Consider the following 22,079-nt stretch of genomic DNA (forward strand, 5'->3'; position numbering starts at 1 on the left):
ATGTGTTTATTATACCGTGAAATCAAATACATGGAAGTATAGTGTCTTTATCCCTACTGAGTAAGTATGTCATATGTTTTGAAAATCCGCTTTATATTTGATGAATATAGGATGATAGAATGAAAATTTTAGAAATTTTAGAATAATCTATTGTATTCTGGTCAAGAAGTCGGTATGGTCAAAGTAAGAATATGGAAGGGGTGTTGTGTATGAAACGCATTTCTTTAACTATTTTGTCCATATGTCTGCTGGTTTTCTCGTTTTTTCTGCCTGTCAGTCAGGTCACTGCAACCGAAACTCATGGGAATAAAGTAGCTGTTGGGAAAGATGGCATGGTGGCTACTGCCCATCCGCTCGCATCAGAAGTGGGGGCAGATGTATTAAAGAAAGGTGGAAACGCTGTTGACGCTGCTGTTGCCATCCAGTACGCGCTGAATGTGACAGAGCCAATGATGTCTGGAATTGGTGGCGGAGGATTTATGATGGTTTATGATGGGAAGACTAAAGAAACATCCATCATCAATAGTCGAGAAAGAGCACCACAAGGCGCAACACCAGACATGTTTTTAACAGATGAGGGGGAAGTCATCCCGTTCGCTGAGCGATCCACACACGGTAATGCTGTTGGTGTTCCAGGGACTGTGAAAGGTCTTGAGGCGGCATTAGATAAGTGGGGAACCCGCTCGATGAAGGAATTGATTGAGCCTTCCATTCAGCTTGCTGAGGATGGATTTGAAATCGATTCTGTCCTGGCAAAAGCCATTGATGATCATCAAGGAAAATTGAAAAAAACGGCCGCTGCACCAATTTTTCTTCCAGATGGTCAGCCGCTCAAAGAAGGGGACCTCCTAGTTCAGCCAGGTCTTGCAAAAACATTTAAGCTGATTGCGAAAGAAGGAAGCAAAGCATTTTATGAAGGAAAAGTAGCAAAGGCACTTGCAAATACAGTCCAAGATTTTGGCGGAACGATGACAACTGATGACATTGATCGTTATGAGGTCAAGACTGACAAGCCTATCTGGGGAGACTATAAAGGATATCAGCTTGCAAGTATGCCTCCACCAAGCTCAGGCGGGGTGTTTATGCTGCAAATGCTCAAAATACTTGATCACTTTAACCTATCTCAATATGACCCCAAATCATTCGAAAAATATCAGCTGCTTGCTGAAACGATGCATCTCTCCTATGCTGACCGTGCTGCATATGCCGGCGACCCCGAATTCGTAGATGTTCCACTAAAAGGACTATTAGACGATGATTACATTTCAGAAAGAGCCTCTCTTATTGAATTAGATCAAATGAATCGTAACCCGAAAGAAGGAGATCCATGGGCGTATGAGGATGAAAAAACCCCATCCCCTATTGTTCCGCAGCCAGAAGATAAAACCATTGGTGAGACCACACATTTTACTGTTGCCGATCAGTGGGGAAATGTTGTGTCATTCACAACAACCATTGAACAGTTATTTGGTACAGGGATTCTCGTCCCGGAATATGGATTTTTCTTAAACAATGAACTAACAGATTTTGATGCAAGACCTGGCGGAGCAAATGAAGTTCAGCCGAATAAACGTCCATTATCCAGTATGACACCGACCATCATATTTAAAGATAACGAACCTGTCATGACAGTAGGTTCACCGGGAGGAACGACCATCATTGCTTCTGTTTCACAAACCATATTGAATTTGCTTGAATATGACATGGAGCTTCAGGATGCAGTTGAAGAACCAAGGATTTATACAAACAGCCCAACTTCTTATCGTTATGAAGTAGGTGTCCCTCTCGATGTGAGAACAAAGCTTAATGATATGGGGCATCGTTTTGGCAGCTCGCCTATTGATATAGGAAATGTTCAAGCTCTACTCATTGATCGAAAAGCAGGAACCTTTACTGGAGTGGCTGACTCCTCGAGAAACGGGACTGCTGTTGGCGTCAATTTAAAGCTCTCTGCCGATTAAGAACATTTCCCGGGAAAAGAAGCGCCTCTTGAGGATGGCGTTTCTTTTTCAGTAGAAAACTGAGAATAGTTTGAATCATACATAGCTGATCAGACAACCGAAGGCTCTTGGCCATTTGAAGTACAGGACTGTGATGTATTTCAATGGCTAAGGGCCTTTTTTGCGTATGAATGACAAGGTTGTTGCTGACATCAAAGAGCAAGTACATGAGCTTTTAGAGAGAGGAAGTCACATTTAATAAGAAGTAGAGCAGATTTGAAGAAAGATGAAGCAAAGACTGCATCTTTTTTTATAAAATTTTTCTTAGGAACATTGACTTATAATTTCGAATATTATAATATCTTTACAAAGGTAACAACGTTGAACATTTTTTAGGATGTGTAATTGTAAGCGCTTTATATAAGGTTCTATTCCAAAATGTTCTTTCTTTTTGTTACATGTGTTCATATTTATGCCAAATGAAAGGGGTGGTTGTTTGAACAACTTGTTTGAGTTAGATGAACAGCTGATCAAGCTGCAGTACGATGCATCTTCGAGAGAGGAGGTGACCACATATTTAGCAGAGCGATTAGAAGCGGGAGGATATATTAAGTCGAGCTTTTTACCAGCAGTGCTTGAAAGAGAAAAAACATATCCTACAGGGCTTCCACTTGCGACCTTTGGGGTAGCGATTCCACATACAGATCCTGAGCATGTGAACAAACCTGCGATTAGTGTAGCCACTTTAAAGGAACCTGTTATGTTTCATAAGATGGGGAGCCCTGATGAAACTGTGCTAGCCAAAATTGTGTTTGTCCTAGCAATCTCTGAACCTAGTAAGCAGCTCGTGATGTTAGAGAAGCTCATGACACTTTTTAGAAAAGAAGAAGTGATGACGAAGCTGTCTCACATTACATCGTATGAAGAAGCGGTTGACGTACTTGAGAAAGAATTAAACCAATAGCCTTTCACAAAAAAATGTAAGCGCTTTATCTGAAAAATTCAGGAGGTGGATGTATGATCAAGCAAGCTGTCGATTTTATATTAGACCTTGGGCCAACTATTATGCTCCCGATTATTATGACGATTTTCGGTATGATTTTAAGGCAAGGCTTTAAGAAATCTTTCCGAGCCGGTATTACGATCGGCATTGGCTTTGTCGGTGTCAATCTTGTCATTAATTTGCTTGTGAGCGGCCTTGGGCCAGCAGCAAAAGCCATGGTTAATTCTCTTGGGCTAAAGCTCGATATTTTGGATGTTGGATGGCCGATTGGAGCTGCTATATCCTTTGGTACACCCGTTGCCCCTTTGATGATTCCTCTTGTGCTTTTGTTAAATGTCATTTTATTGTCCGTTAACTTTACGAAAACGCTGAATGTGGATATTTGGAACTTCTGGCATTTGATTTTCGCAGCCTCTGTGACTTACTACGCTTATCATAATATGTTCTTGGCCCTTGCTGTTGGTTTGATCGTCTCTGCTATCACGCTTAAATTAGCCGATTGGACGGCACCGACAATTGAACACCATTTCGCATTGAAAGGCGTATCGATGGCTCATGCTGAAACGGTCAACTTCGCGCCGCTTATGTATGCGTCCAACCGCGTCATTGATAAGATTCCTGGCTTAAACAAAATTCATGCTGATCCAGAAACATTGAAGAAACGTTTTGGCATTTTTGGCGAACCGCTTGTGATGGGTCTCATACTTGGTATCATTATTGGTCTTCTAGGCGGCTATGATGCGAAAGGCGTCATGACGCTTGGTATTCAAATGGCAGCAGTTCTTGTACTAATGCCAAGAATGGTTGCGTTATTAATGGAAGGTCTTATTCCAATCTCTGAGGGCGCTCGTTCTTATATTCAAAAGCGTTTCCCTGGGAAAAATGTCTATATTGGTTTAGATACAGCGATTGTGATTGGTCATCCGGCGAATATGGCGGTAGCCCTTCTCATGGTGCCGATTACGATTTTACTTGCTGTCGTTCTGCCTTACAATGGCATGCTCCCGTTTGCAGACTTATCGGTTCTTCCATTTACAGTTGTATGGGCAGTAGCAGCCGCTCGTGGAAATATTATTCGCGGTCTTATTAACAGCATTTTTACATTGATGATTGTCTTCTTTATCGCAACGAATCTCGCACCGCTTGCGACAACAATGGGGAAAGCAGTCGGCTTTGATTTCCCAGAAGGGGCCAACATGATTTCAGGTATTGACCTTGGTTCCCACGTCATTCCTTGGATCATGGTGAGACTTCTTGATCCGAGCAATCCATACTTTATTGCAGCCATCATCTGTGCTCTGGCTTATGCGCTTCTATGGTACTGGGTGCGAAATGATATTAAAAAGCAGTATGCAAAAGAAATGGGCTTAGATCAGAAAGAACAATAAACGAGCTGGAGGGATTCTCATGGCAAAGAAAATATTGGTTTCATGCGGAACAGCAGTTGCCACATCAACGGTTGTTGCAAAAAAGGTCGAAGAGACTTTAAAGGAAAAAGGATATGATGTCGTGGTGGAACAGTGTAAGGCATCTGAAGTCCCGCAAAAAGCGGAGGGCGCCGATTTAATCGTGACGACCACGCCAGTGAGTGACACAAAAGGAACGCCTGTGATTCAAACATTATCCTTTTTAACCGGATTTGGCATCGAAGATGATATTGAAAAAATCATAGATCATATTAAGTAAACACTCATTTCATTGAGGAGCTTTCGCGGCTCCTTCCATTTACCTGAAAGGAGGACGTCTCATGCAGCATCATGCTTATAGCCGAACGTCTGCAGTGTTGTCTATTTTTCTTCCAGCCGTGCTCATCTGTCTGTTTTTCCTCTGGTCTCTTTATACGTTAATGTCAGCAGGACCTGAGCCGTTAGCTGTGTTAGGCGTTTATACGCTGCCTATCCTCATGCTTTCTAGTATTACTGGACTGAACCAGCCGACAAACGTCATCATTAGTGAAGATAAGCTGAAAATCGGCGCTTTTGGCAGATGGCACACATATGCGGTCTCTGATATTAAAGGAAAGCTTTTTATCAAGCCATATCCTCATATCGGGAAAGTCTATGTCAGGGTGGGCCCATCGCGCATATTCGGAGGACGTTACTGGATATCCAGTGAGATGAGTGAGTACAAGCAGCTTGTGCAAACGTTGCAGGATTTTGCGAAGGGTGATGAAAAGGAGGATGCAGCTACATGAAATCAGCTGTCTTTTATTCTTCAGAGAACATTCGGTATGAGGAGCGGAACCGGCCTGCGATTGGTGATGATGAAGTGCTATTAAGAATGCGTGCCTGCGGCTTATGCGGCACAGATATTTACAAGGCAACACATGAGACGGTACCCTCTGGAACGGTGCTAGGGCACGAAATCGCTGGTGATATTGTTGAAACCGGAAAGCATGTGACAAATATCCGAACGGGAGACAGGGTTTATGTTGCGCACCATGTGCCTTGCTTTACCTGTGACTTTTGTCAAAAGGGATTTTATACAATGTGTCCGCAGTTTGCAGCCACTAATGTAGAGCCAGGAGGGTTTTCAGAGTATATCCGCGTACCTGCATTGCATGTCAAGCACACAATGGGCAAGCTCCCGAAGGACGTCTCATATGAGCAAGGGGCAATGGTGGAGCCAGTCGCCTGCTGCCTCCACGGGTTTGAACGAGCACCTGTTCATCCAGGAGATTCTGTGCTGATCCTTGGAGCAGGGCAAATTGGCTGTATCCAACTACAGCTCGCCAAACATTACTTAGCTGGAAAAGTGATGATAACGGATGTGAATGAGAACCGGCTGCTGCAAGCGAGAAATTTAGGTGCAGATGTTGCTTTTCATCCAGCCTCTGAGCCGGTGGAAGACCGGGTCATGAGAGAAACAAATGGAAAGGGAGCAGACCTCGTCATGATATCTGTTGGGAGCAGTGCGCTTTTAAAAGAAGCGTTTCAAGCGGTAGCGAGAGGCGGAACGATTTTAGTGTTTGCTCATTTTCCAAAGGGAGACGTCTCCATTCCGGCTGATCGGTTTTTCCATGATGAAGTGAAAGTCGTAGGAGCCTATTCCTCGCATCCTTATCACTACCTCGAAGCCCTTGAGCTTCTAAGGGCAAAAGTAGTCAACACAGAAAAGATGGTGACGCACCGTTATCCGTTAAGTCAGCTGCTTCAGGCGATAGAATGTGCAAGGCACCCTGAAGGAGAAAGTGTCAAAATCATGATGTATCCAGATGAATGAGAACATGGGAGATTGGAAGAGAAAGAGAAGTTCTTTAGAAAAGGGCTTGCCTTTCTCTTTTTTCTGACAAAAAATGAAAACGCTTAAAAATGAAAGAGAATTGCTTGACTTCAATGATACTTAAACGTATGATAATTACAAATGTAACATATAAGAACAAATGTAAAGGGGAGAGAATAAATGCAAAAACAAATCACTTTGCCTGAACAGATTAGTCATGAGAGATTAGCAGATTTATATAAACAAATGTGGTTAGTGAGATATTTTGATGAAAAGGTCGATCAATTCTTTGCCAAAGGACTTATCCATGGAACCACTCATTTATGTGTCGGACAGGAAGCGTCAGCTGTTGGATCGATTGCCGTATTAAAGAATGAAGATAAGATCGTCAGCACACACCGTGGACATGGTCACTGTATTGCAAAAGGTGCAGAGGTCAATAAAATGATGGCAGAACTATTCGGACGTGAGACTGGCTATTGTAAAGGAAAAGGCGGCTCGATGCATATTGCTGATTTAGAAAAAGGGAACCTTGGCGCAAATGGAATCGTTGGCGGCGGTATCCCGCTGGCAACAGGCGCGGCACTTACATCTAAAATGAAACAGGAAGGCTTTGTTGTTCTTTGTTTCTTCGGAGATGGTGCCACAAATGAAGGCAGCTTTCACGAAGCGTTAAATCTTGCATCCATTTGGGATCTGCCTGTTGTGTTCATTTGTGAAAACAACCAGTACGGCATGTCTGGCCCTGTAAAAGAAATGATCAACATTGAAGACATTTCAACAAGAGCAGAAAGCTACGGAATACCAGGAAAATCGATTGATGGAAATGACATGGTCGAGATTATGAACACAGTAGATGAAGCAGTCAGCCGCGCAAGAGCTGGAGAAGGTCCATCACTTATTGAAATGAAAACGTATCGCTGGAAGGGCCACTCTAAGAGTGATGCGAAAAAATACCGTACACGTGAAGAAGAAACAGAGTGGAGACAAAAAGACGGAATCAAACGCTTTAAGTCTCTCTTGATTGAACTGAATGTTTTGACAGAAGAGCAGGCAGCGGTTTTACAGGAAGAAGCGAAACAGGAAATTGAAGCGTCTGTTGAATTCGCCAAAAACAGTAAAGAACCGTCAATCGATACACTATTAGAGGATGTATACGCCTAATTAGGAGGGGAATCACGTGACAAAAACAACAGTGAGAGAGATTTCATATTTAGAAGCCGTTCGAGAGGCTATGAGTCAGGAAATGAGAGAGAACCAAGATGTATTCATTTTAGGTGAGGATATCGGCGTATATGGCGGCGCTTTTGGGGTCACGCGCGGCATGATTGAAGAATTCGGTCCAGAGCGTGTACGTAATACACCGATCTCAGAGGCAGCCATCGCAGGAGGCGCAGTCGGAGCGGCTTTGACCGGTATGCGTCCGATTTTAGAACTTCAATTCTCTGACTTTATTACAATCGCGATGGATCAGCTTGTAAACCAAGCGGCCAAAACACGATACATGTTTGGCGGAAAAGGAAAAGTGCCGCTCGTTGTGAGAACACCAGCAGGATCAGGGACGGGTGCCGCAGCGCAGCATTCACAAAGCTTAGAAGCGTGGATGGCTCATATTCCGGGACTAAAGGTGGTTCAGCCTTCAACAGCTTATGATGCCAAAGGACTTTTAAAAGCAGCAATGGATGATGACAACCCTGTCATTTTCTACGAGCATAAGCTTTTATATAAAACAATCGGCGAAGTGCCTGAAGAGCCTTATTCGATTCCTTTAGGGAAAGCTGATGTGAAAAGAAGCGGGAAGGACGTCACGATTGTAGCAACAGCGATTATGGTACACAAAGCGTTAGAAGCGGCGAAGGAACTAGAAGCAGAGGGAATCGATGTTGAAATCATTGATCCAAGAACACTCGTCCCATTAGATGAAGAAACCATAATCGAATCTGTGAAGAAAACAGGTAAATGTATCGTGGTTCATGAGGCGGTCAAACGAGGCGGCTACGGCGGAGAGATTGCAAGTATGATAGCGGAAAGTGAAGCCTTTGACTACTTAGATGCGCCGATTAAACGACTTGGCGGTCTTGCAGTCCCAATACCATACAACCCGACACTGGAAAAAGCGGTCATTCCACAAGTACCAGATATTATTGAAGCAGCAAAAGAGCTTGTACGCTCTTAAATAAAGGGGAGAAGATCATGCCAAAAGAGATATTTATGCCGAAGCTAAGCAGTACGATGGAGATCGGAACCTTGCTTCAATGGTTTAAAGAAGAAGGAGATTCGGTTGAAATCGGTGAGCCTCTTTTTGAAATTATGACAGACAAGATCAACATCGAGGTGGAAGCCTATGATGACGGCATTTTTCTAAAGAAATACTACGAAGCTGATGATCAAATTCCAGTCAATGCTGTCATTGGATATATCGGAGAGGCAAATGAACAGGTACCAAGCGAGCCGCCAGCACAGGCAGATGAAGATTCCTCAGAAAGCGGCGAATCGTCTTCACCAGACACGGCTTCATCCAGTTCTACTGAAGCCCCAAAAACATCTAATGATAAAGTACGTGCCACGCCCGCAGCGAGAAAAACGGCAAAGGATCATCATGTGGCGATTCAAGAGGTATCTGGCACAGGGCCAAAAGGCAGAGTCCAAAAGCGGGACGTCGAGGCAGTCGTTCATTCTAGCGAGAAAGACCAGCGCGTCTCACCTCTTGCAGAAAAAGTCGCTGCTCGTGAAGGAATCGATTTAGCAGCAGTTTCTGGATCTGGCGCTCATGGCAAAATCATGAAGAGTGATGTAAAAGCAGCAGCACAAACAGCAGAGGCTTCGCCTGTGAAAACACAAAAACTAGCTGGGATGAGAAAAGTGATTGCTGATCGCATGTCACAAAGTGCCTTTACAGCACCGCACGTCACATTAACAAGTGAAATTGATATGACGAAAGCAAAAGAAGTGCGTCAGCAGCTACTGCCAGCGATTGAAAAAGAGACAGGCTACCGATTGTCGTTTACAGAAATCATCATTCATGCGGTCAGCCATGTACTCACGCGCCACCCGCATATCAATATGACATTTGAACAAAATGAGCTCCATTTCCATGAAGATGTACACATTGGTCTCGCTGTTGCAGTGAAAGACGGCTTGATGGTACCAGTCATTTCTCATGCGAATCAAAAAGGATTAAAACAACTGACAAAAGAAGCGAAAGAAATTGGCCGAAACGCACGTGATCAAAAACTGCTGCCAGACCAGCTGAAAGGTTCCACTTTTACGATTAGTAACTTAGGCATGTATGCCATTGATACCTTTACCCCGATCATTAATCAGCCGGAAGCGGCGATTTTAGGTGTAGGACGGATTCAAGATAAACCTGTTGCAGTGGATGGAGAAATTCAGGTGCGGCCAATGATGGGGGTCAGTTTATCGTTTGATCACCGAGTCGTAGATGGCGCACCAGCGGCTGCCTTTTTAACAGACCTTAAGAAAGTGCTTGAACAACCATTTGAATTGCTAATGTAGGAGATGAATCGGATGACGAAAACGTATGATCTGACAGTCATTGGCGGAGGACCTGGCGGGTATACTGCCGCCCTTCAAGCAGCTGAGCGCGGACGGAAGGTTGCTTTGATTGAAGAGGATTTTTTAGGCGGTACTTGTTTAAATCGAGGCTGTATCCCTTCAAAGACCCTGCTGAAACATGCAGAAGTGATTGAATCCATTGAAAAGGCGAAAAGCTGGGGAATCGAAACAGGTGACATGATCCTTTCCTTCGATAAAATGAGAAAGCGCAAAGATGACGTCATTGAAAAGCTCAGAGGCGGAATCGCCTTTTTATTAAAGCAAGGAAAGATTGATGTGTATAACGGCAGAGGCACAGCTGTGACAAAGCATCGGATTGAGATTGAAAAACAAGGTGGATCACAATCGATTGAAACGAAAGAACTGATCATTGCCACCGGATCTACACCGGCCATTCCGCCAATACCGGGGCTTAGAGAGATTCAATTTGATACAAGTGATACGATCTTTGACATCTCAGATATCCCAGCTTCTGTCGTCATCATTGGCGGAGGTGTCATTGGGCTTGAGCTTGCTTGTATTTTCCAGAGTCTTCAATCAAAAGTCACCATTATTGAAGCAGCACCGTCCATTATTCCGCAAGAGGATGAAGAAGCATCTAAGCTGCTAGAAAGAGAATTGAAGAAAAAGGGCATCCATATCGCGAAGAAAACCACTGTGACAGAGGTAACGGAAAGCGAAGGAGTCAAAGCGGTTCATGCAACAGATGATAAAGGGGAGACACACATCTTTACGGCGGAAAGACTGCTTGTCTGCGTTGGAAGAAGACCGAATGTATCAGCTGTTAGCCAGCTTGATCTTCAACTGGATGGTCCGTTTATCAAGGTGAATGAACATATGCAGACAAGTGCTGAGGGTGTATATGCAGTTGGGGATGTCGCTGGCGGCTATCAGCTGGCTCATGCGGCGATGGCAGAGGCAGCCGTTGCAGTCAGCAATATTTGCGGCGTGTCTGAAAAAATGAATGCTTATATTATGCCTAGATGTATTTATACATTACCAGAGGTAGCAAGTGTCGGTTTTACGGAGAAAGAGGCAAAAGCCAAAGGGCTTCACGTACAAACAGAACGATTTGATTTAGCGGCAAGCGGTAAAGCGCTAGCGGCAGGTGTTCAATCAGGCTTTATTAAATTGGTGTACGATACAGCATATGGTGAAGTGATCGGCGCGACGATGGTTGGTCCGCATGTCACAGAGATGATTTCAGAAGCTTCCTCCTTTATGTATTTAGAAGGAACAGCAGAAGAGATGGCGAAAATGATTCATCCGCATCCGACCATCTCAGAAGGTTTTTATGAAGCAGCTCTTGATATCGTGAGTAAGCTGAGAAAATAAATGCCAAACAAGGGATAGGGAGGAGATGCATGTGCACGTCCAGCTTCATCAGAAAGCGGCACTTGTGACAGGTAGCACAGATGGATTTGGAGAAGCCATCTGCCTGGCTTTAGCCCGGGCAGGTGCACATGTTTTTTTACACACATTTTATGATGAATCAAAGGCTAGATCCATTTATGAAGACATTCAAAAAATGGGCGGTCAGGCGAGTATCATCATGAACCCGCTAGAAACACCGCGTGATGCCACGCGTATGCTGAGGCAAGTGATCGATACATGCGGGAAACTAGATATTTTGGTCAATCAAGCAGCGCAAGGAGCGGAAGCGGAGCTTGATGCCGCTCACCCTGATAAATGGGTGGACGAAGTGGAATCAGCTGTGAATACTGTCTTTCTTTCCAGTCAAGCCGCCGTATGGCACATGGTGGACCAGAAGCAAGGCTGTATTATTAATATATCGTCATCAGGCAGTATTACAGGTGATGGCGGGATCTCACATGCTACATCGAATTCTATGCTGAATGCCATGACAAAAGGGCTGGCGCGAGAATTTAAAGACAAAGGTATCCGTGTGCTCGCCCTATTGCCGCCTCCTCTCCATTTGGTTCCTGACACAGAGCAAATCAAGGAGACTGTGGCCCATATGACGGTCTTTTTAAGTACATCATATGGCGCTTTTACAGATGGTGCAGCGATTATGCTTGATGGGGGTGAGAGTGCTGGCTAATGATCAAAAACCAGTTCTCATCGTTGGTGGTGCCCAAGGGATTGGAAAGGAAATTGCCGAGCGTTTTTTAAAAGAAGGGCACAGAGTCGCTGTGTCCGATATAGATGAACAAGGACTTTCGCTTTTAAAAAAACAGCATTCTCAGCTGCTGACATTTCAAGCTGACGTTTCATCGTGGGAAAGTGTTCAGCAGATGATCTCAGCAGCTGAAAGGGAGCTCGGCGGCATTGCTCATCTTGTGTATTCAGCAGGGATGACAAAATCACTTCCTTTTTTAGAAGTTGATTTTTCACTTTGGAAAAAGACACTTTCTGTGAACTTGTATGGTCTTTACTATTGCATCAAAGCGTCGGCACCTTATATATGTGAGCGGCAAGAAGGAAGCATTGTCATGATTGGATCAGGATCTGCTATAACTGGCTCAGGCGGCGGTATTCAGTATTACGCCTCAAAAGCAGGTGCTTTTGGCCTGATGCGTTCGCTTGTAAAGGAATTAGGGGCACACCATGTACGTATCAATGTGATTACACCCCGTGTGATTGAATCTCAAATGCTTGATACGCTCTATCCTACTGAGGAGGAGAAAAAGCAGCTGCAATCGCTTATACCTGTTGGGAGATTAGGAAGACCTGAGGATATCGCAGGACTCACTTTATTTCTCACAAGTGACGAGGGAAGCTATTTGCACGGACAAATTATCCTGCTAGACGGCGGGAGAACGTATCAGCCGAAATATACGGAGGGAAAAAGAGCGGAGAGGTAATCGCTCTTTTTGTCATTTTCGTAACAATTGTTCCAATTAGAAACGAATGTTTGGTATACTGGGAATCATAGTATATTAAAAGGATGATGTCACATGCTGAATTGGGAAGAAAGACGACAGCTCGTCAAAGTTGCTCATCTTTATTATACAGACGGGTGGACGCAGCAGGAAATCGCAAAAAAGCTCAATGTCTCAAGACCAGTCATTTCAAAGCTCTTACAAAAAGCAAAAGATGTGGGAATCGTTGAGGTGTACATTAAAGACGAAAGTATTCATACGGTGGAGCTGGAAAAGCAGTTAGAAACAACGTTTCAATTAACAGATGCTGTCGTTGTCCCAAGTGTCGGGACAATGTCTGAGATGGTGAAACGGGCAGTCGGTCAAGCAGGCGCCTATTATCTATCTAAAAACATGAAAGATGCGGAGAAAATCGGCATTTCATGGGGAACCACACTGGCTGAGCTTGTAAAGGAATACCCGTTTGAGCGAAGAAACGATGTGAAGGTCATTCCTTTAGAGGGCGGAATGGGCAGGCAGGCAGTCGACATTCATGCCAATCAGCTGGCATATGAGCTGGCAAAGAAAATGAATGGCACGTGTTCCTATTTATATGCCCCAGCGATTTTAGAAACAGAAGAATTAAAAGAGCGGCTTATGGCAATGCAGGATATAGAAGCTGTGCTTGAAGAAGGTAGAAATGTAGATATTGCCCTCATCGGTATTGGCAACCCGCATAAAGGTTCAACGTTAAAAACAGTTGGTTACTTAAAAGAAGAGGATTTATCTGGTTTAAGGCAATCAGGGGCTGTTGGTGATATTGGCTTTCGTTTCTTTGACGGTCAAGGCAAACCTGTCCAAGATGAACTGAACCAAAAGGTCATTGGTTTATCACTGGAGCAGTTAAAGAGTGTCAAAACGGTCATCGCTGTTGTAGAAGGAACCCATAAAGCTGAAAGTATTTTAGGGGCTTTAAATGGCGGATTCATTCAAGTGCTGGTGACAGACGAACTAACGGCGGCAGCCATTTTAAAGGAAGCTTCCGTCCAATAAACGGCTGATAGCAATCGAATTGTATAAAAAGAGCAACATCAAACGAGAAAGGAGCTGTGTATCTTGAAGAAAACCGAAATGGAAGCAAACCTACATTGTACTCGGTGCCAAGAAGAGACCCTCCACAGCATCGTTTATGTGAATGATCAGATGAAAAGCGTTGAGTGTACAGAGTGTCATCAGAAGATCAGTGTGCAAGTCGACATCATGAAGGAATTTTACAAAGAAGTATACGAAAAAATTGCCACAAAGCCGAAGCGGATGACGCAGGAATATAAGGCGAATTTGAATGGGTTTATCTCAAGACTCCCAATCCGCGTGCTTAGTAAGCCATACCGGCTCATGAGATATTTAAACGAATCATACAAAGTGATCAAGCAATATAAAAAATAGCAGAGCGCTGTTTAGCGCTCTGCTTTTTTCATATAATAATAAATAGGCAGTCCAGCAATCCCGATCAGCATGGAGATTAGACAGCTTTTCCAGTCGGTGATCATGGTGCTGATTAAGACGAATAAAGAACCGATAATCGCAACGATCGGTGTGAGCGGGTAAAGTGGTACGCTATAAGCACGCTCCATTCCGCTATTTTGTTTTCTCAGCTTAAAGACTGCGAAAAAGGCCATGACATAAAAGATGTAGATCATGAAGATCGAAACCTCTGACAGCTTTTCTGGATTACTGACGATCATAAACACAATGGCGATCAAAATTTGCACAAATACAGCAATCCAAGGTGTTTTGAAGGTAGGGTGAATACGCGAAATCGCGTTTGCGAAAGGAATTTGCTTTCGTTCAGCCATCGCGAAAATCACACGTGGGAATGAAAGAACCTTTCCGTTCAAACAGCCAAAGATACTAATGATGATTCCGATACTAATGATCTTACCGCCGATTGGTCCAAAGAGCATTGTTGCAGCAGTACTTGTCGCATTTTCACCTAGCTGGACGATTTGATCTGCTGGTAACACGTGCAAAAGAGCGACATTAATAAAGAGATAACAAGCCGTGACGATTAAAATCCCGCCTGCCATTGCACGAGGAAGCAGCTTCTCTGGGTTTTTCATTTCACCGCCAAGTGCTGCAAGCAATATCCAGCCATCATAGGCAAACAACGTAGCCAAAATCGCTGCACCGAAGTTCATTTGAGCGATACTCTCGTTGACAGCCATAAAGATATTTTCGTTTCCTTTCCATAAGCCAAACACAATAATAGCGACAATCGGGACAAGCTTTCCGATGGTGGTCAGCCCTTGTACAAAACCGCCGTATTTCGTTCCCATAATATTGATCAAACATAAAAATAAAACAGTAATAATGCCAATTGTTGTCGACCATAAAGAAGAAAGAGAAAATAAATTGGCTAACAATGAACCAAAATAAAGACCGAGCGCACCAATGATGGCAGGTCCGTAAATGATAATCTGCACCCAGCCGCATAAGTAGCCCCAAAACTCACCATACACTTCTTCAAGATAAGCGTACAATCCGCCAGTCCGAGGGATTTGTGTACCAATTTCAGCAACAGTCAGTCCGCCTGCAAGGGTTAAAATTCCACCTAGCAGCCAAGCAAATAAGGCGATGTCTGAGCTTCCTGAATAGGAAAGGACGTTGCCTGGCTTCATAAAGACGCCGGACCCGATAATGGTCCCGATGACAAGAGATAGGGCAAAAAATAAGCCGATGTCCTGTTTTAACGCTGGTTGTTCTTTGTTCATTACACACGACCTCCTGCATCACTTTCGTACGTTACTGTGACATGTATTTTGTTCATTGTAATACGATTTTAGGAAAACAAGAATTAAAAAAATTTTCTGATTTTCGCATTTGTATTTAAAAGTGTTCGTTTATTGGAGATATCAGGATGAACGTTGCTTTAAAAACGAACGATAAAAGATTATTTTTGATTTAATGTTAATTTTACCGTCAGAAACCGAACTTCTAGCCAAATGGTTGACTTTTCTTGAAAAATGACCTATTTTATTCATAAGGGTATTATCTTGAATTCGAGATATTTTGAAATAGGAGTGAACGTAATGAAAATCAATGGGATTCACCACGTATCTGCATTAACAGCCAATGCTCAAAAAAATGTTGATTTCTACCGCCAGATTCTTGGCTTAAAACTTGTAAAGAAAACTGTCAATCAGGATGACCCTTCTATGTATCATTTGTTTTATGGAGATGAGGTTGCTTCACCGGGTACGGAGCTCACCTTCTTTGAAATTCCAATGCTTGCCCGTCGTTTGAAAGGAACAAACGCCATCACAAGCACAGGCCTTCTCGTTTCTTCTGAAGAAGCACTTTCATTTTGGGAAAAGCGGTTTGATGAGACAGGTGTGCAGCAAGAAACGGCTTCCTTGAGAGGCGGAAGACCTGCCTTGCGTTTTCAAGATCCAGAAGGGCAGCAGCTATTTTTAACAGTAGAACCGAACGCACAAGAAGCGGGTTCACCGCCAGTGCATGACGATATTCCGGCAGAGTTTGCAATTAGAGGTTTGGGTCCAGTTGAATTAACCGTTGCAGAAGCGGACAAAACGATCCGTGTTTTAACAGACATCCTTGGCTTCACTGAAAGAGCGCGTGAACAATCAAATGACGGTGAGATCGTGACCATTTTTGAGTCAGGAAATGGCGGTGCTGGAACAGAAATTCATGTGATCGAAAAAGCTGAAGGACCTTCTGAGCGTTCCGGCAGAGGAAGTGTGCATCACGTAGCTTTTCGCGTGGAAGATGCAGAGGAGCTGGAAAAATGGTATGACAAAATATCAAAAGCAGGCTTCACGAACTCAGGTGTTGTGGAACGTTTCTACTTTAAAGCCCTTTACTTTAGAGAGCCGAATGGTATTTTATTTGAAATTTCAACAGACGGCCCTGGGTTTACAGTCGATGAAGGGATAGATGAGCTTGGTGATCAATTAGCCCTTCCGCCATTTCTAGAGCACAAACGAGCAGAAATAGAACAAAGATTAACGCCAATTCAGTCATCATAAAAAAAGCAGCTCATTCATGAGCTGCTCAGCGAGTAGACAAACCCTCGCATTCTTTGTCAGGGCTGTGCTCCGGTACTCACGAATGTTCAATTCGCTCCGTTCCGGTGCTCGCCTTTCCTAGACTGCAAAGGTTTTCTATCACGCTGAAAAGAAGACAAAGGGCTAAAATCAAGATGATTTTAGCCCTTTGTCAACAATCTGGGCAGCTCATGATGAGCTGCTTTTTGCTTTAGGAACTTACCTGCTTAGATTCAGATTGTATTAATGTAACCTTCTTTGTTTCTTCTTTTCCGTTTCGAATGAGTGTGATGCTCACGGTGTCTCCTACTTTTGTATTCGTGTATAGCTCATGACGTAATTCACTTCCGGTTTTGATTTGTTTCCCATCGATGGCGGTAATGACATCCTCTGACTTAAAGCCAGCTTTGGCGGCAGGTGAGCCTGCGGCGATTTCTTTGACGTACACACCTTTATCCCGCTGACTATTTTTGAGCCCGAGTGTTTCTTTCTGATACACATCTGGGACTTGTTCGAGATCCAGCATGCTGATGCCGATATATGGACGTTCAATCTTTCCTTTTGCGAGAAGCTGATCGGCGATTGGTTTGACATCATTGATTGGAAGTGCGAATCCAATGCCTTCAACACCTGTTTCAGAGATTTTCATACTCGTGATCCCCACAACCTTTCCGTCTGTCGTAAGAAGCGGGCCGCCGCTATTACCTGGGTTAATGGCTGCATCTGTTTGAATGACATTAATGCTGCTTTCGCCTGCTGATGTGTTCATAGAGACTGTTCGGTCGACACCGCTGACAATTCCTTGGGTCACGGTTCTTGATAGATCTTCACCAAGCGGGTTTCCAATTGCGATGACGGTTTCCCCAGCACGCAGCGAGGAGGAATCGCCTAATGCCGCGACCTTTGTCACATGACTGCTGCTAATTTCTACAACTGCTAGGTCAGTCAGCGGGTCAGCTCCGACTAATTTACCTTCAACGGTTTTGCCATCGTGCAAGGAGACCGTTAGTTTATTTGCCCCTTCAATGACGTGGTTGTTTGTTAAGACATAGGCTTTACTTCCGGATTTTTTGAAAATCACTCCTGAGCCTGTACCTGTTTTTTCCTCTTGACTGCTTTTATTTTGCTGTGACTCATCAAAAGGTGTATTGAAATCGCCAAAGCTCATGTCTGTTTGACTTTGCGCTTGATAGTTTGTAATGCCGACAATGGCTGGCGCTACATCTTCGACCATGCTTGAGATGTTGCTTGATGAATGTGATGTTTGGACGGCGGTTGTTTTTGACGATTTGGCACTTGTATCATTTGTCGATACAGCTTCTGTTTTTGCTGCTGAATTGTTTGCTGTGTTGTCTGATGCGTGCTGGGCATATGGCGTAAGGATGTAGACACCTAATGCTAGCGTACCACCCACAATGCCGCTGACGAATGGCTTAAACCAGCCACTGGGCTTCTTCTTTTGTTTTTGTGGCTGTTCAATTGTTTGAAGTTCATGAGAAGGGTGTTTTTCATTTTTGTGATGTGTCATTCGAATCACTCTCTTTCTTCAATTTTTCATGTATGGTTCGATGGGGTTTACCTTATGTGGTGGATACTGACTATATCGTAAGAAAAAAGTGTGGGATAAAAATGAAAACAATGTGGGAAATTGTTAAAATAAGTAGTGAATCTAAGCAAAATAGAGGAGATTAAACTGTGGAGACAATTGGAATGATTGGATATGGAAGCATGGCTGATATGATGGTGCAAAAATGGCTGGAAAAAGAGGTACTCAATGCCCATCAAATCATGATCCATACAAGAAGTGAAACGGACCGCCTGCATCAGCTCAAAGACAAGCATCAAGAAATAAATATCTGCTCATTAGACGAACTTTCTGCCTCATGTGATGTACTTTTTGTCTGCGTGCCGCCGCTTGTTGTACTTGATGTGCTCGATCAACTGCCTTCAGCAGCCAAATCGGTACATATTGTGTCAGTAGCCGCGGCTGTGACGTTAGACAAGTTATCAAAGCATACGACTCAACCAGTTTCCAGATACATCCCAACGCTCACGTCAGCTGTTGGAACGGGCGTATCCCTCGTTGCGCATGGTGAAACCGCAGGTCAGGAAGAAAAGGCGCGTTTGCACCGTCTCCTTTCAGCTTTTAGCATCGTCCGTGAAGTAGAGGAAGACCGGTTTGATGCGGCGAGTAACTTGACGAGCTCCTCTCCTGGTTTTATCGCTGCTCTTTTTGAAGAAATGGCGAGAGCGGCTGTGAGAAATAGTGAGCTTTCCTTAGAGGAAGCGTATGAATTTTTAACGTATGCCCTCTTAGGCACAGGTCAAGTCCTTGTAGAACGCGGCCTCACCTTTGCTGAAACCGTCGATAGAGTGGCGACAAAAGGGGGCATTACAGGTGAAGGTGCTGAGGTCATTCAAAAGCAGGCACCTCAGATGTTTGATGATCTATTTACACAAACCATGAAGAAATATGAACAGCTGAAATCACAGATTAACGAAGCTGACAAACACCACTAAAGACATAGTTAGTGGTGTTTTATTTGTTAAAAAAATCCTTTGTCATAAAGCCTTTTGACCTGTATTATCTGAGTCTAATTTCCTTATTTTCAGACATTGTATTGAAAAATCAATCAAGTAATCATATAATTTTTTAGAAAATTTAGAAAAATATACACAAATTTTAAGTTTAATTAAAGGGGGATGGGGATGAAGCTCTATGTATCTGTCGATATGGAGGGGATTACTGGTCTAGCTGATCATACATTTGTCGATGCCCGTCAGCACAATTATGAACGGGGCAGAAAGATCATGACGGGTGAAGTGAATGCCTGTGTAGAGGCACTTCTTCAGCATGGCGCAACCGATATTTTGGTCAATGACAGTCATTCTAAAATGAATAATCTTTTGATCGAAGAGCTGCATGAAGAGGCTGCTCTTATATCTGGTGACGTCAAGCCTTATTCCATGGTGCAAGGATTAGATCAAACCTATGACGCTGCTGTTTTTTTAGGCTATCATGCGAGGGCATCTATGAAAGGCGTGATGTCTCACAGTATGATTTTTGGTGTCAGACATTTTTACATAAATGATCACCCAATTGGTGAAATGGGCTTTAATGCGTATGTCGCAGGCTACTATGGTGTGCCGGTGATTCTTGTTTGCGGAGATGATCAAGCAGCACTTGAAGCGGAAAAGCTGATGCCTGGTGTGAAAACAGTAGCAGTGAAAGAGACCATATCAAGGTCTGCTGTGAAATGTTTCACGCCTGCCAAAGTCAATCAACAAATCTCGCAGCAAGTGGAAGCCGCAATGAAACAGATTCATCACATCAAGCCACTGACGCCTCCTGATCAGCCGCTGCTGAAGATTGAGTTTGCCAATTATGGACAAGCTGAATGGGCGAATTTAATGCCGGGTACTGCCATCATAGAAGGAACAACAACGGTGACGTATCAAGCAGAGAATATATTAGAAGCCTACCAAGCGATGCTTGTCATGACAGAGCTTGCCGCACGTACAACATTTTGTTAAGCGAGGGGGAGACGGCAGATGACCAGCTTTATGCTCAAGCGTTTTATTGCGATGATTGCCACGATCTTAACGATTACGACTTTAACGTTTATTTTAATGAAGGTCATCCCAGGATCGCCCTTCAATGAAGAACGAAATACAAACGAAACCGTCCAGCGAAACCTCGAAAGCTACTATCACTTAGATGAACCACTGTATGTTCAATATGTCATCTATTTAAAATCCATCGTTACCTTTGATTTTGGTCCTTCCATTAAAAAGCCTTCAGAAAGTGTCAATGATCTATTGGCAAGAGGCTTCCCAGTCTCATTAGAACTTGGTCTTATCTCAATATTGATTGCTGTCATCTCCGGCATCCTGCTGGGGGTCATGGCTGCCCTCCGGCATAATGGCTTGATTGATTATATCGCCATGACCATTGCTGTTTTCGGTATATCCATTCCAAACTTTATCTTTGCTACCTTATTAATTCAGCAGCTTGCTGTGAATTTGAAACTCTTTCCTACAGCGATGTGGACAAGTCCGATGCACATGGTGCTGCCAACCATCGCTCTTGCTGTCGGTCCAATGGCTATTATTGCCCGTTTAACAAGATCGAGCATGATTGAAGTGCTGTCTCAGGACTATATTCGCACCGCCAAGGCAAAAGGACTTTCTCCCTTTAAAATTGTATTTAAACATGCGCTTCGGAATGCGCTTTTGCCTGTTGTGACCATTCTTGGGACACTTGTCGCAAGCATTTTAACTGGAAGTTTTGTCATTGAAAAAATATTTGCGATTCCTGGAATGGGAAAATACTTTGTCGAGAGTATTAACAACCGTGATTATCCTGTCATCATGGGGACCACTGTTTTTTACAGCATTATTTTAATCACACTTCTTTTCATTGTCGATGTGGCGTATCGCCTGCTTGATCCAAGGATTCAGCTGCATCAGAAAGGAGGAAAGGCATGAGTATACACCTACAGCAGGATCAACCGAATCCGCATCATGAAGTGCCGGACGAATGGTTTTCTCCGAGAGAGCAAAAGAAAACGGAGGCCCATGCCATTAAAAGACCCTCTCTTTCGTATTGGGCAGACACATGGAGACGACTGAAGCAAAATAAGCTTGCGATGTTTAGTCTATCGGTATTGATTTTTCTTTTTATCATGGCGCTATTAGGTCCATTGCTTGCACCTAATAGCGTGACAGAACAGCGTCTTTCGATGCAAAATCTGCCGCCATCCGCTGCTCACTGGTTCGGAACGGATGAGCTTGGACGAGATGTGTTCACTCGTACATGGTACGGGGCACGTATTTCGTTATTTGTAGGCGTCATGGCAGCCCTTATTGATTTTGCCATCGGCGTGATTTATGGAGGGATTGCCGGTTATAAGGGGGGGAGATATGACCATGTCATGATGCGAATCGTCGAGGTGCTCTACGGTCTTCCTTATTTACTTGTTGTCATTTTATTAATGGTCCTGATGGGGCCAGGGCTTGTCACCATTATTGTAGCGCTCACTGTCACCGGATGGATTGGAATGGCAAGAATCGTAAGAGGTCAAGTTCTTCAGCTGAAAAGCCAGGAATATGTCCTTGCCTCAAAAACCTTTGGTGCAAAGAGCCTGCGTATCATTCGCCGCAACCTGCTGCCGAATACGATGGGGCCGATTATCGTTCAGATGACCTTGACTGTGCCGACCGCGATATTTGCTGAAGCGTTCTTAAGCTTTCTTGGTTTAGGCATTCAAGCACCGTTTGCAAGCTGGGGCGTGATGGCCAATGATGCGCTGCCGACAGTGCTGTCAGATAATGGACATTGGTGGCGTTTATTTTTCCCTGCGTTTTTTATTTCACTCACGATGTTTTGCTTTAACAATTTAGGTGATGGCTTGCAAGATGCGCTTGATCCGAAGATGAAGAGGTGATGGCG

At 43.9% G+C, this 22,079-nt stretch carries 21 protein-coding genes; 19 read left to right on the top strand and 2 right to left on the bottom strand.

The window, feature by feature from the left end:
- The first annotated feature begins 209 nt into the window (after window positions 1–209).
- The 14 genes from ggt to MHH26_RS03965 all read left to right on the top strand — a co-directional run bounded on the left by ggt (window position 210) and on the right by MHH26_RS03965 (window position 14,009).
- Window positions 210–1,961, top strand: a complete 1,752-nt coding sequence (gene ggt / locus MHH26_RS03900; protein ID WP_340972430.1) for a gamma-glutamyltransferase — start codon at window positions 210–212, stop codon at window positions 1,959–1,961.
- Between the two features lie 475 nt (window positions 1,962–2,436).
- Entirely contained in the window at window positions 2,437–2,904 is a 468-nt protein-coding gene (locus tag MHH26_RS03905) for a PTS sugar transporter subunit IIA (RefSeq protein ID WP_340972432.1), read from the top strand.
- 53 nt (window positions 2,905–2,957) lie between these two features.
- The gene (locus MHH26_RS03910; protein WP_340972434.1) at window positions 2,958–4,331 is read left to right on the top strand and encodes a PTS galactitol transporter subunit IIC; all 1,374 of its coding nucleotides are present in this window, start codon (window positions 2,958–2,960) and stop codon (window positions 4,329–4,331) included.
- A gap of 19 nt (window positions 4,332–4,350) precedes the next feature.
- On the top strand, window positions 4,351–4,629 hold the full coding sequence (locus tag MHH26_RS03915; RefSeq protein ID WP_003212259.1) for a PTS sugar transporter subunit IIB: 279 nt from the start codon (window positions 4,351–4,353) through the stop codon (window positions 4,627–4,629).
- Between the two features lie 61 nt (window positions 4,630–4,690).
- A complete protein-coding gene (locus tag MHH26_RS03920) occupies window positions 4,691–5,137 on the top strand; it encodes a hypothetical protein (RefSeq protein ID WP_003211419.1) in 447 nt (148 codons plus the stop codon).
- The gene (locus MHH26_RS03925) at window positions 5,134–6,165 is read left to right on the top strand and encodes an alcohol dehydrogenase catalytic domain-containing protein (protein WP_340972436.1); all 1,032 of its coding nucleotides are present in this window, start codon (window positions 5,134–5,136) and stop codon (window positions 6,163–6,165) included. The genes MHH26_RS03920 and MHH26_RS03925 overlap by 4 nt, the downstream gene beginning before the upstream one ends.
- A 180-nt stretch (window positions 6,166–6,345) precedes the next feature.
- Window positions 6,346–7,329 (top strand): pyruvate dehydrogenase (acetyl-transferring) E1 component subunit alpha, encoded by a 984-nt coding sequence (pdhA, locus tag MHH26_RS03930; RefSeq protein ID WP_106041643.1) that lies wholly within the window; start codon window positions 6,346–6,348, stop codon window positions 7,327–7,329.
- A gap of 31 nt (window positions 7,330–7,360) precedes the next feature.
- Window positions 7,361–8,341: an alpha-ketoacid dehydrogenase subunit beta gene (locus MHH26_RS03935; RefSeq protein ID WP_034620051.1), complete on the top strand. Its 981-nt coding sequence runs from the start codon at window positions 7,361–7,363 to the stop codon at window positions 8,339–8,341.
- A gap of 17 nt (window positions 8,342–8,358) precedes the next feature.
- Window positions 8,359–9,681 (top strand): dihydrolipoamide acetyltransferase family protein, encoded by a 1,323-nt coding sequence (locus tag MHH26_RS03940; protein ID WP_095285045.1) that lies wholly within the window; start codon window positions 8,359–8,361, stop codon window positions 9,679–9,681.
- A 12-nt stretch (window positions 9,682–9,693) separates the two neighbouring features.
- Entirely contained in the window at window positions 9,694–11,076 is a 1,383-nt protein-coding gene (gene lpdA, locus MHH26_RS03945; protein WP_340972438.1) for a dihydrolipoyl dehydrogenase, read from the top strand.
- 25 nt (window positions 11,077–11,101) lie between these two features.
- Window positions 11,102–11,803, top strand: a complete 702-nt coding sequence (locus MHH26_RS03950; RefSeq protein ID WP_252067764.1) for an SDR family NAD(P)-dependent oxidoreductase — start codon at window positions 11,102–11,104, stop codon at window positions 11,801–11,803.
- A complete protein-coding gene (locus tag MHH26_RS03955) occupies window positions 11,781–12,566 on the top strand; it encodes an SDR family NAD(P)-dependent oxidoreductase (protein WP_340973787.1) in 786 nt (261 codons plus the stop codon). The genes MHH26_RS03950 and MHH26_RS03955 overlap by 23 nt, the downstream gene beginning before the upstream one ends.
- 93 nt (window positions 12,567–12,659) lie before the next feature.
- Window positions 12,660–13,616, top strand: coding sequence for a sugar-binding transcriptional regulator (locus tag MHH26_RS03960; protein ID WP_034663059.1), 957 nt, complete (start codon window positions 12,660–12,662; stop codon window positions 13,614–13,616).
- A 63-nt stretch (window positions 13,617–13,679) separates the two neighbouring features.
- Window positions 13,680–14,009: a hypothetical protein gene (locus MHH26_RS03965; protein ID WP_008358910.1), complete on the top strand. Its 330-nt coding sequence runs from the start codon at window positions 13,680–13,682 to the stop codon at window positions 14,007–14,009.
- Between the two features lie 11 nt (window positions 14,010–14,020).
- Here MHH26_RS03965 and MHH26_RS03970 read toward each other — a convergent pair whose 3' ends face one another.
- On the bottom strand, window positions 14,021–15,334 hold the full coding sequence (locus tag MHH26_RS03970; protein ID WP_340972444.1) for an APC family permease: 1,314 nt from the start codon (window positions 15,332–15,334) through the stop codon (window positions 14,021–14,023).
- Window positions 15,335–15,652: 318 nt separating this feature from the next.
- On the opposite strand from MHH26_RS03970, the gene MHH26_RS03975 reads away from it, so the two are divergent.
- Entirely contained in the window at window positions 15,653–16,609 is a 957-nt protein-coding gene (locus tag MHH26_RS03975) for a ring-cleaving dioxygenase (RefSeq protein ID WP_307499490.1), read from the top strand.
- Window positions 16,610–16,838: 229 nt separating this feature from the next.
- Here MHH26_RS03975 and MHH26_RS03980 read toward each other — a convergent pair whose 3' ends face one another.
- Window positions 16,839–18,155, bottom strand: coding sequence for a S1C family serine protease (locus MHH26_RS03980; RefSeq protein ID WP_340972446.1), 1,317 nt, complete (start codon window positions 18,153–18,155; stop codon window positions 16,839–16,841).
- A 167-nt stretch (window positions 18,156–18,322) separates the two neighbouring features.
- Between MHH26_RS03980 and proG the strand changes: the two genes are divergently transcribed.
- The 4 genes from proG (at window position 18,323) to MHH26_RS04000 (ending at window position 22,074) form a co-directional block, all read left to right on the top strand.
- Window positions 18,323–19,147 (top strand): pyrroline-5-carboxylate reductase ProG, encoded by an 825-nt coding sequence (gene proG, locus MHH26_RS03985; protein WP_106038819.1) that lies wholly within the window; start codon window positions 18,323–18,325, stop codon window positions 19,145–19,147.
- A 189-nt stretch (window positions 19,148–19,336) separates the two neighbouring features.
- On the top strand, window positions 19,337–20,161 hold the full coding sequence (locus MHH26_RS03990) for a M55 family metallopeptidase (RefSeq protein ID WP_066030997.1): 825 nt from the start codon (window positions 19,337–19,339) through the stop codon (window positions 20,159–20,161).
- Window positions 20,162–20,179: 18 nt separating this feature from the next.
- Window positions 20,180–21,115 (top strand): ABC transporter permease, encoded by a 936-nt coding sequence (locus MHH26_RS03995; protein ID WP_307499492.1) that lies wholly within the window; start codon window positions 20,180–20,182, stop codon window positions 21,113–21,115.
- Window positions 21,112–22,074, top strand: coding sequence for an ABC transporter permease (locus MHH26_RS04000; protein WP_044138912.1), 963 nt, complete (start codon window positions 21,112–21,114; stop codon window positions 22,072–22,074). Before MHH26_RS03995 ends, MHH26_RS04000 begins: the two co-directional genes overlap by 4 nt.
- Window positions 22,075–22,079: the final 5 nt, after the last annotated feature.

Origin of the sequence: Bacillus sp. FSL K6-2839, from assembly GCF_038003365.1 — a bacterium.
Lineage (GTDB): Bacteria > Bacillota > Bacilli > Bacillales > Bacillaceae > Bacillus.

What these genes read in the sequence shown, in the direction of transcription:
- MHH26_RS03960 (WP_034663059.1), top strand. Translation starts at nt 12,660, where the DNA reads ATGCTGAATTGGGAAGAAAGACGACAGCTCGTCAAAGTTGCTCATCTT.
- lpdA (WP_340972438.1), top strand. Translation starts at nt 9,694, where the DNA reads ATGACGAAAACGTATGATCTGACAGTCATTGGCGGAGGACCTGGCGGG.
- ggt (WP_340972430.1), top strand. Translation starts at nt 210, where the DNA reads ATGAAACGCATTTCTTTAACTATTTTGTCCATATGTCTGCTGGTTTTC.
- MHH26_RS03910 (WP_340972434.1), top strand. Translation starts at nt 2,958, where the DNA reads ATGATCAAGCAAGCTGTCGATTTTATATTAGACCTTGGGCCAACTATT.
- MHH26_RS03990 (WP_066030997.1), top strand. Translation starts at nt 19,337, where the DNA reads ATGAAGCTCTATGTATCTGTCGATATGGAGGGGATTACTGGTCTAGCT.
- MHH26_RS03970 (WP_340972444.1), bottom strand. Translation starts at nt 15,334, where the DNA reads ATGAACAAAGAACAACCAGCGTTAAAACAGGACATCGGCTTATTTTTT.
- MHH26_RS03940 (WP_095285045.1), top strand. Translation starts at nt 8,359, where the DNA reads ATGCCAAAAGAGATATTTATGCCGAAGCTAAGCAGTACGATGGAGATC.
- MHH26_RS03915 (WP_003212259.1), top strand. Translation starts at nt 4,351, where the DNA reads ATGGCAAAGAAAATATTGGTTTCATGCGGAACAGCAGTTGCCACATCA.
- MHH26_RS03980 (WP_340972446.1), bottom strand. Translation starts at nt 18,155, where the DNA reads ATGACACATCACAAAAATGAAAAACACCCTTCTCATGAACTTCAAACA.
- MHH26_RS03950 (WP_252067764.1), top strand. Translation starts at nt 11,102, where the DNA reads ATGCATGTGCACGTCCAGCTTCATCAGAAAGCGGCACTTGTGACAGGT.
- MHH26_RS03925 (WP_340972436.1), top strand. Translation starts at nt 5,134, where the DNA reads ATGAAATCAGCTGTCTTTTATTCTTCAGAGAACATTCGGTATGAGGAG.
- MHH26_RS04000 (WP_044138912.1), top strand. Translation starts at nt 21,112, where the DNA reads ATGAGTATACACCTACAGCAGGATCAACCGAATCCGCATCATGAAGTG.
- pdhA (WP_106041643.1), top strand. Translation starts at nt 6,346, where the DNA reads ATGCAAAAACAAATCACTTTGCCTGAACAGATTAGTCATGAGAGATTA.
- MHH26_RS03995 (WP_307499492.1), top strand. Translation starts at nt 20,180, where the DNA reads ATGACCAGCTTTATGCTCAAGCGTTTTATTGCGATGATTGCCACGATC.
- MHH26_RS03975 (WP_307499490.1), top strand. Translation starts at nt 15,653, where the DNA reads ATGAAAATCAATGGGATTCACCACGTATCTGCATTAACAGCCAATGCT.
- MHH26_RS03920 (WP_003211419.1), top strand. Translation starts at nt 4,691, where the DNA reads ATGCAGCATCATGCTTATAGCCGAACGTCTGCAGTGTTGTCTATTTTT.
- MHH26_RS03955 (WP_340973787.1), top strand. Translation starts at nt 11,781, where the DNA reads ATGGGGGTGAGAGTGCTGGCTAATGATCAAAAACCAGTTCTCATCGTT.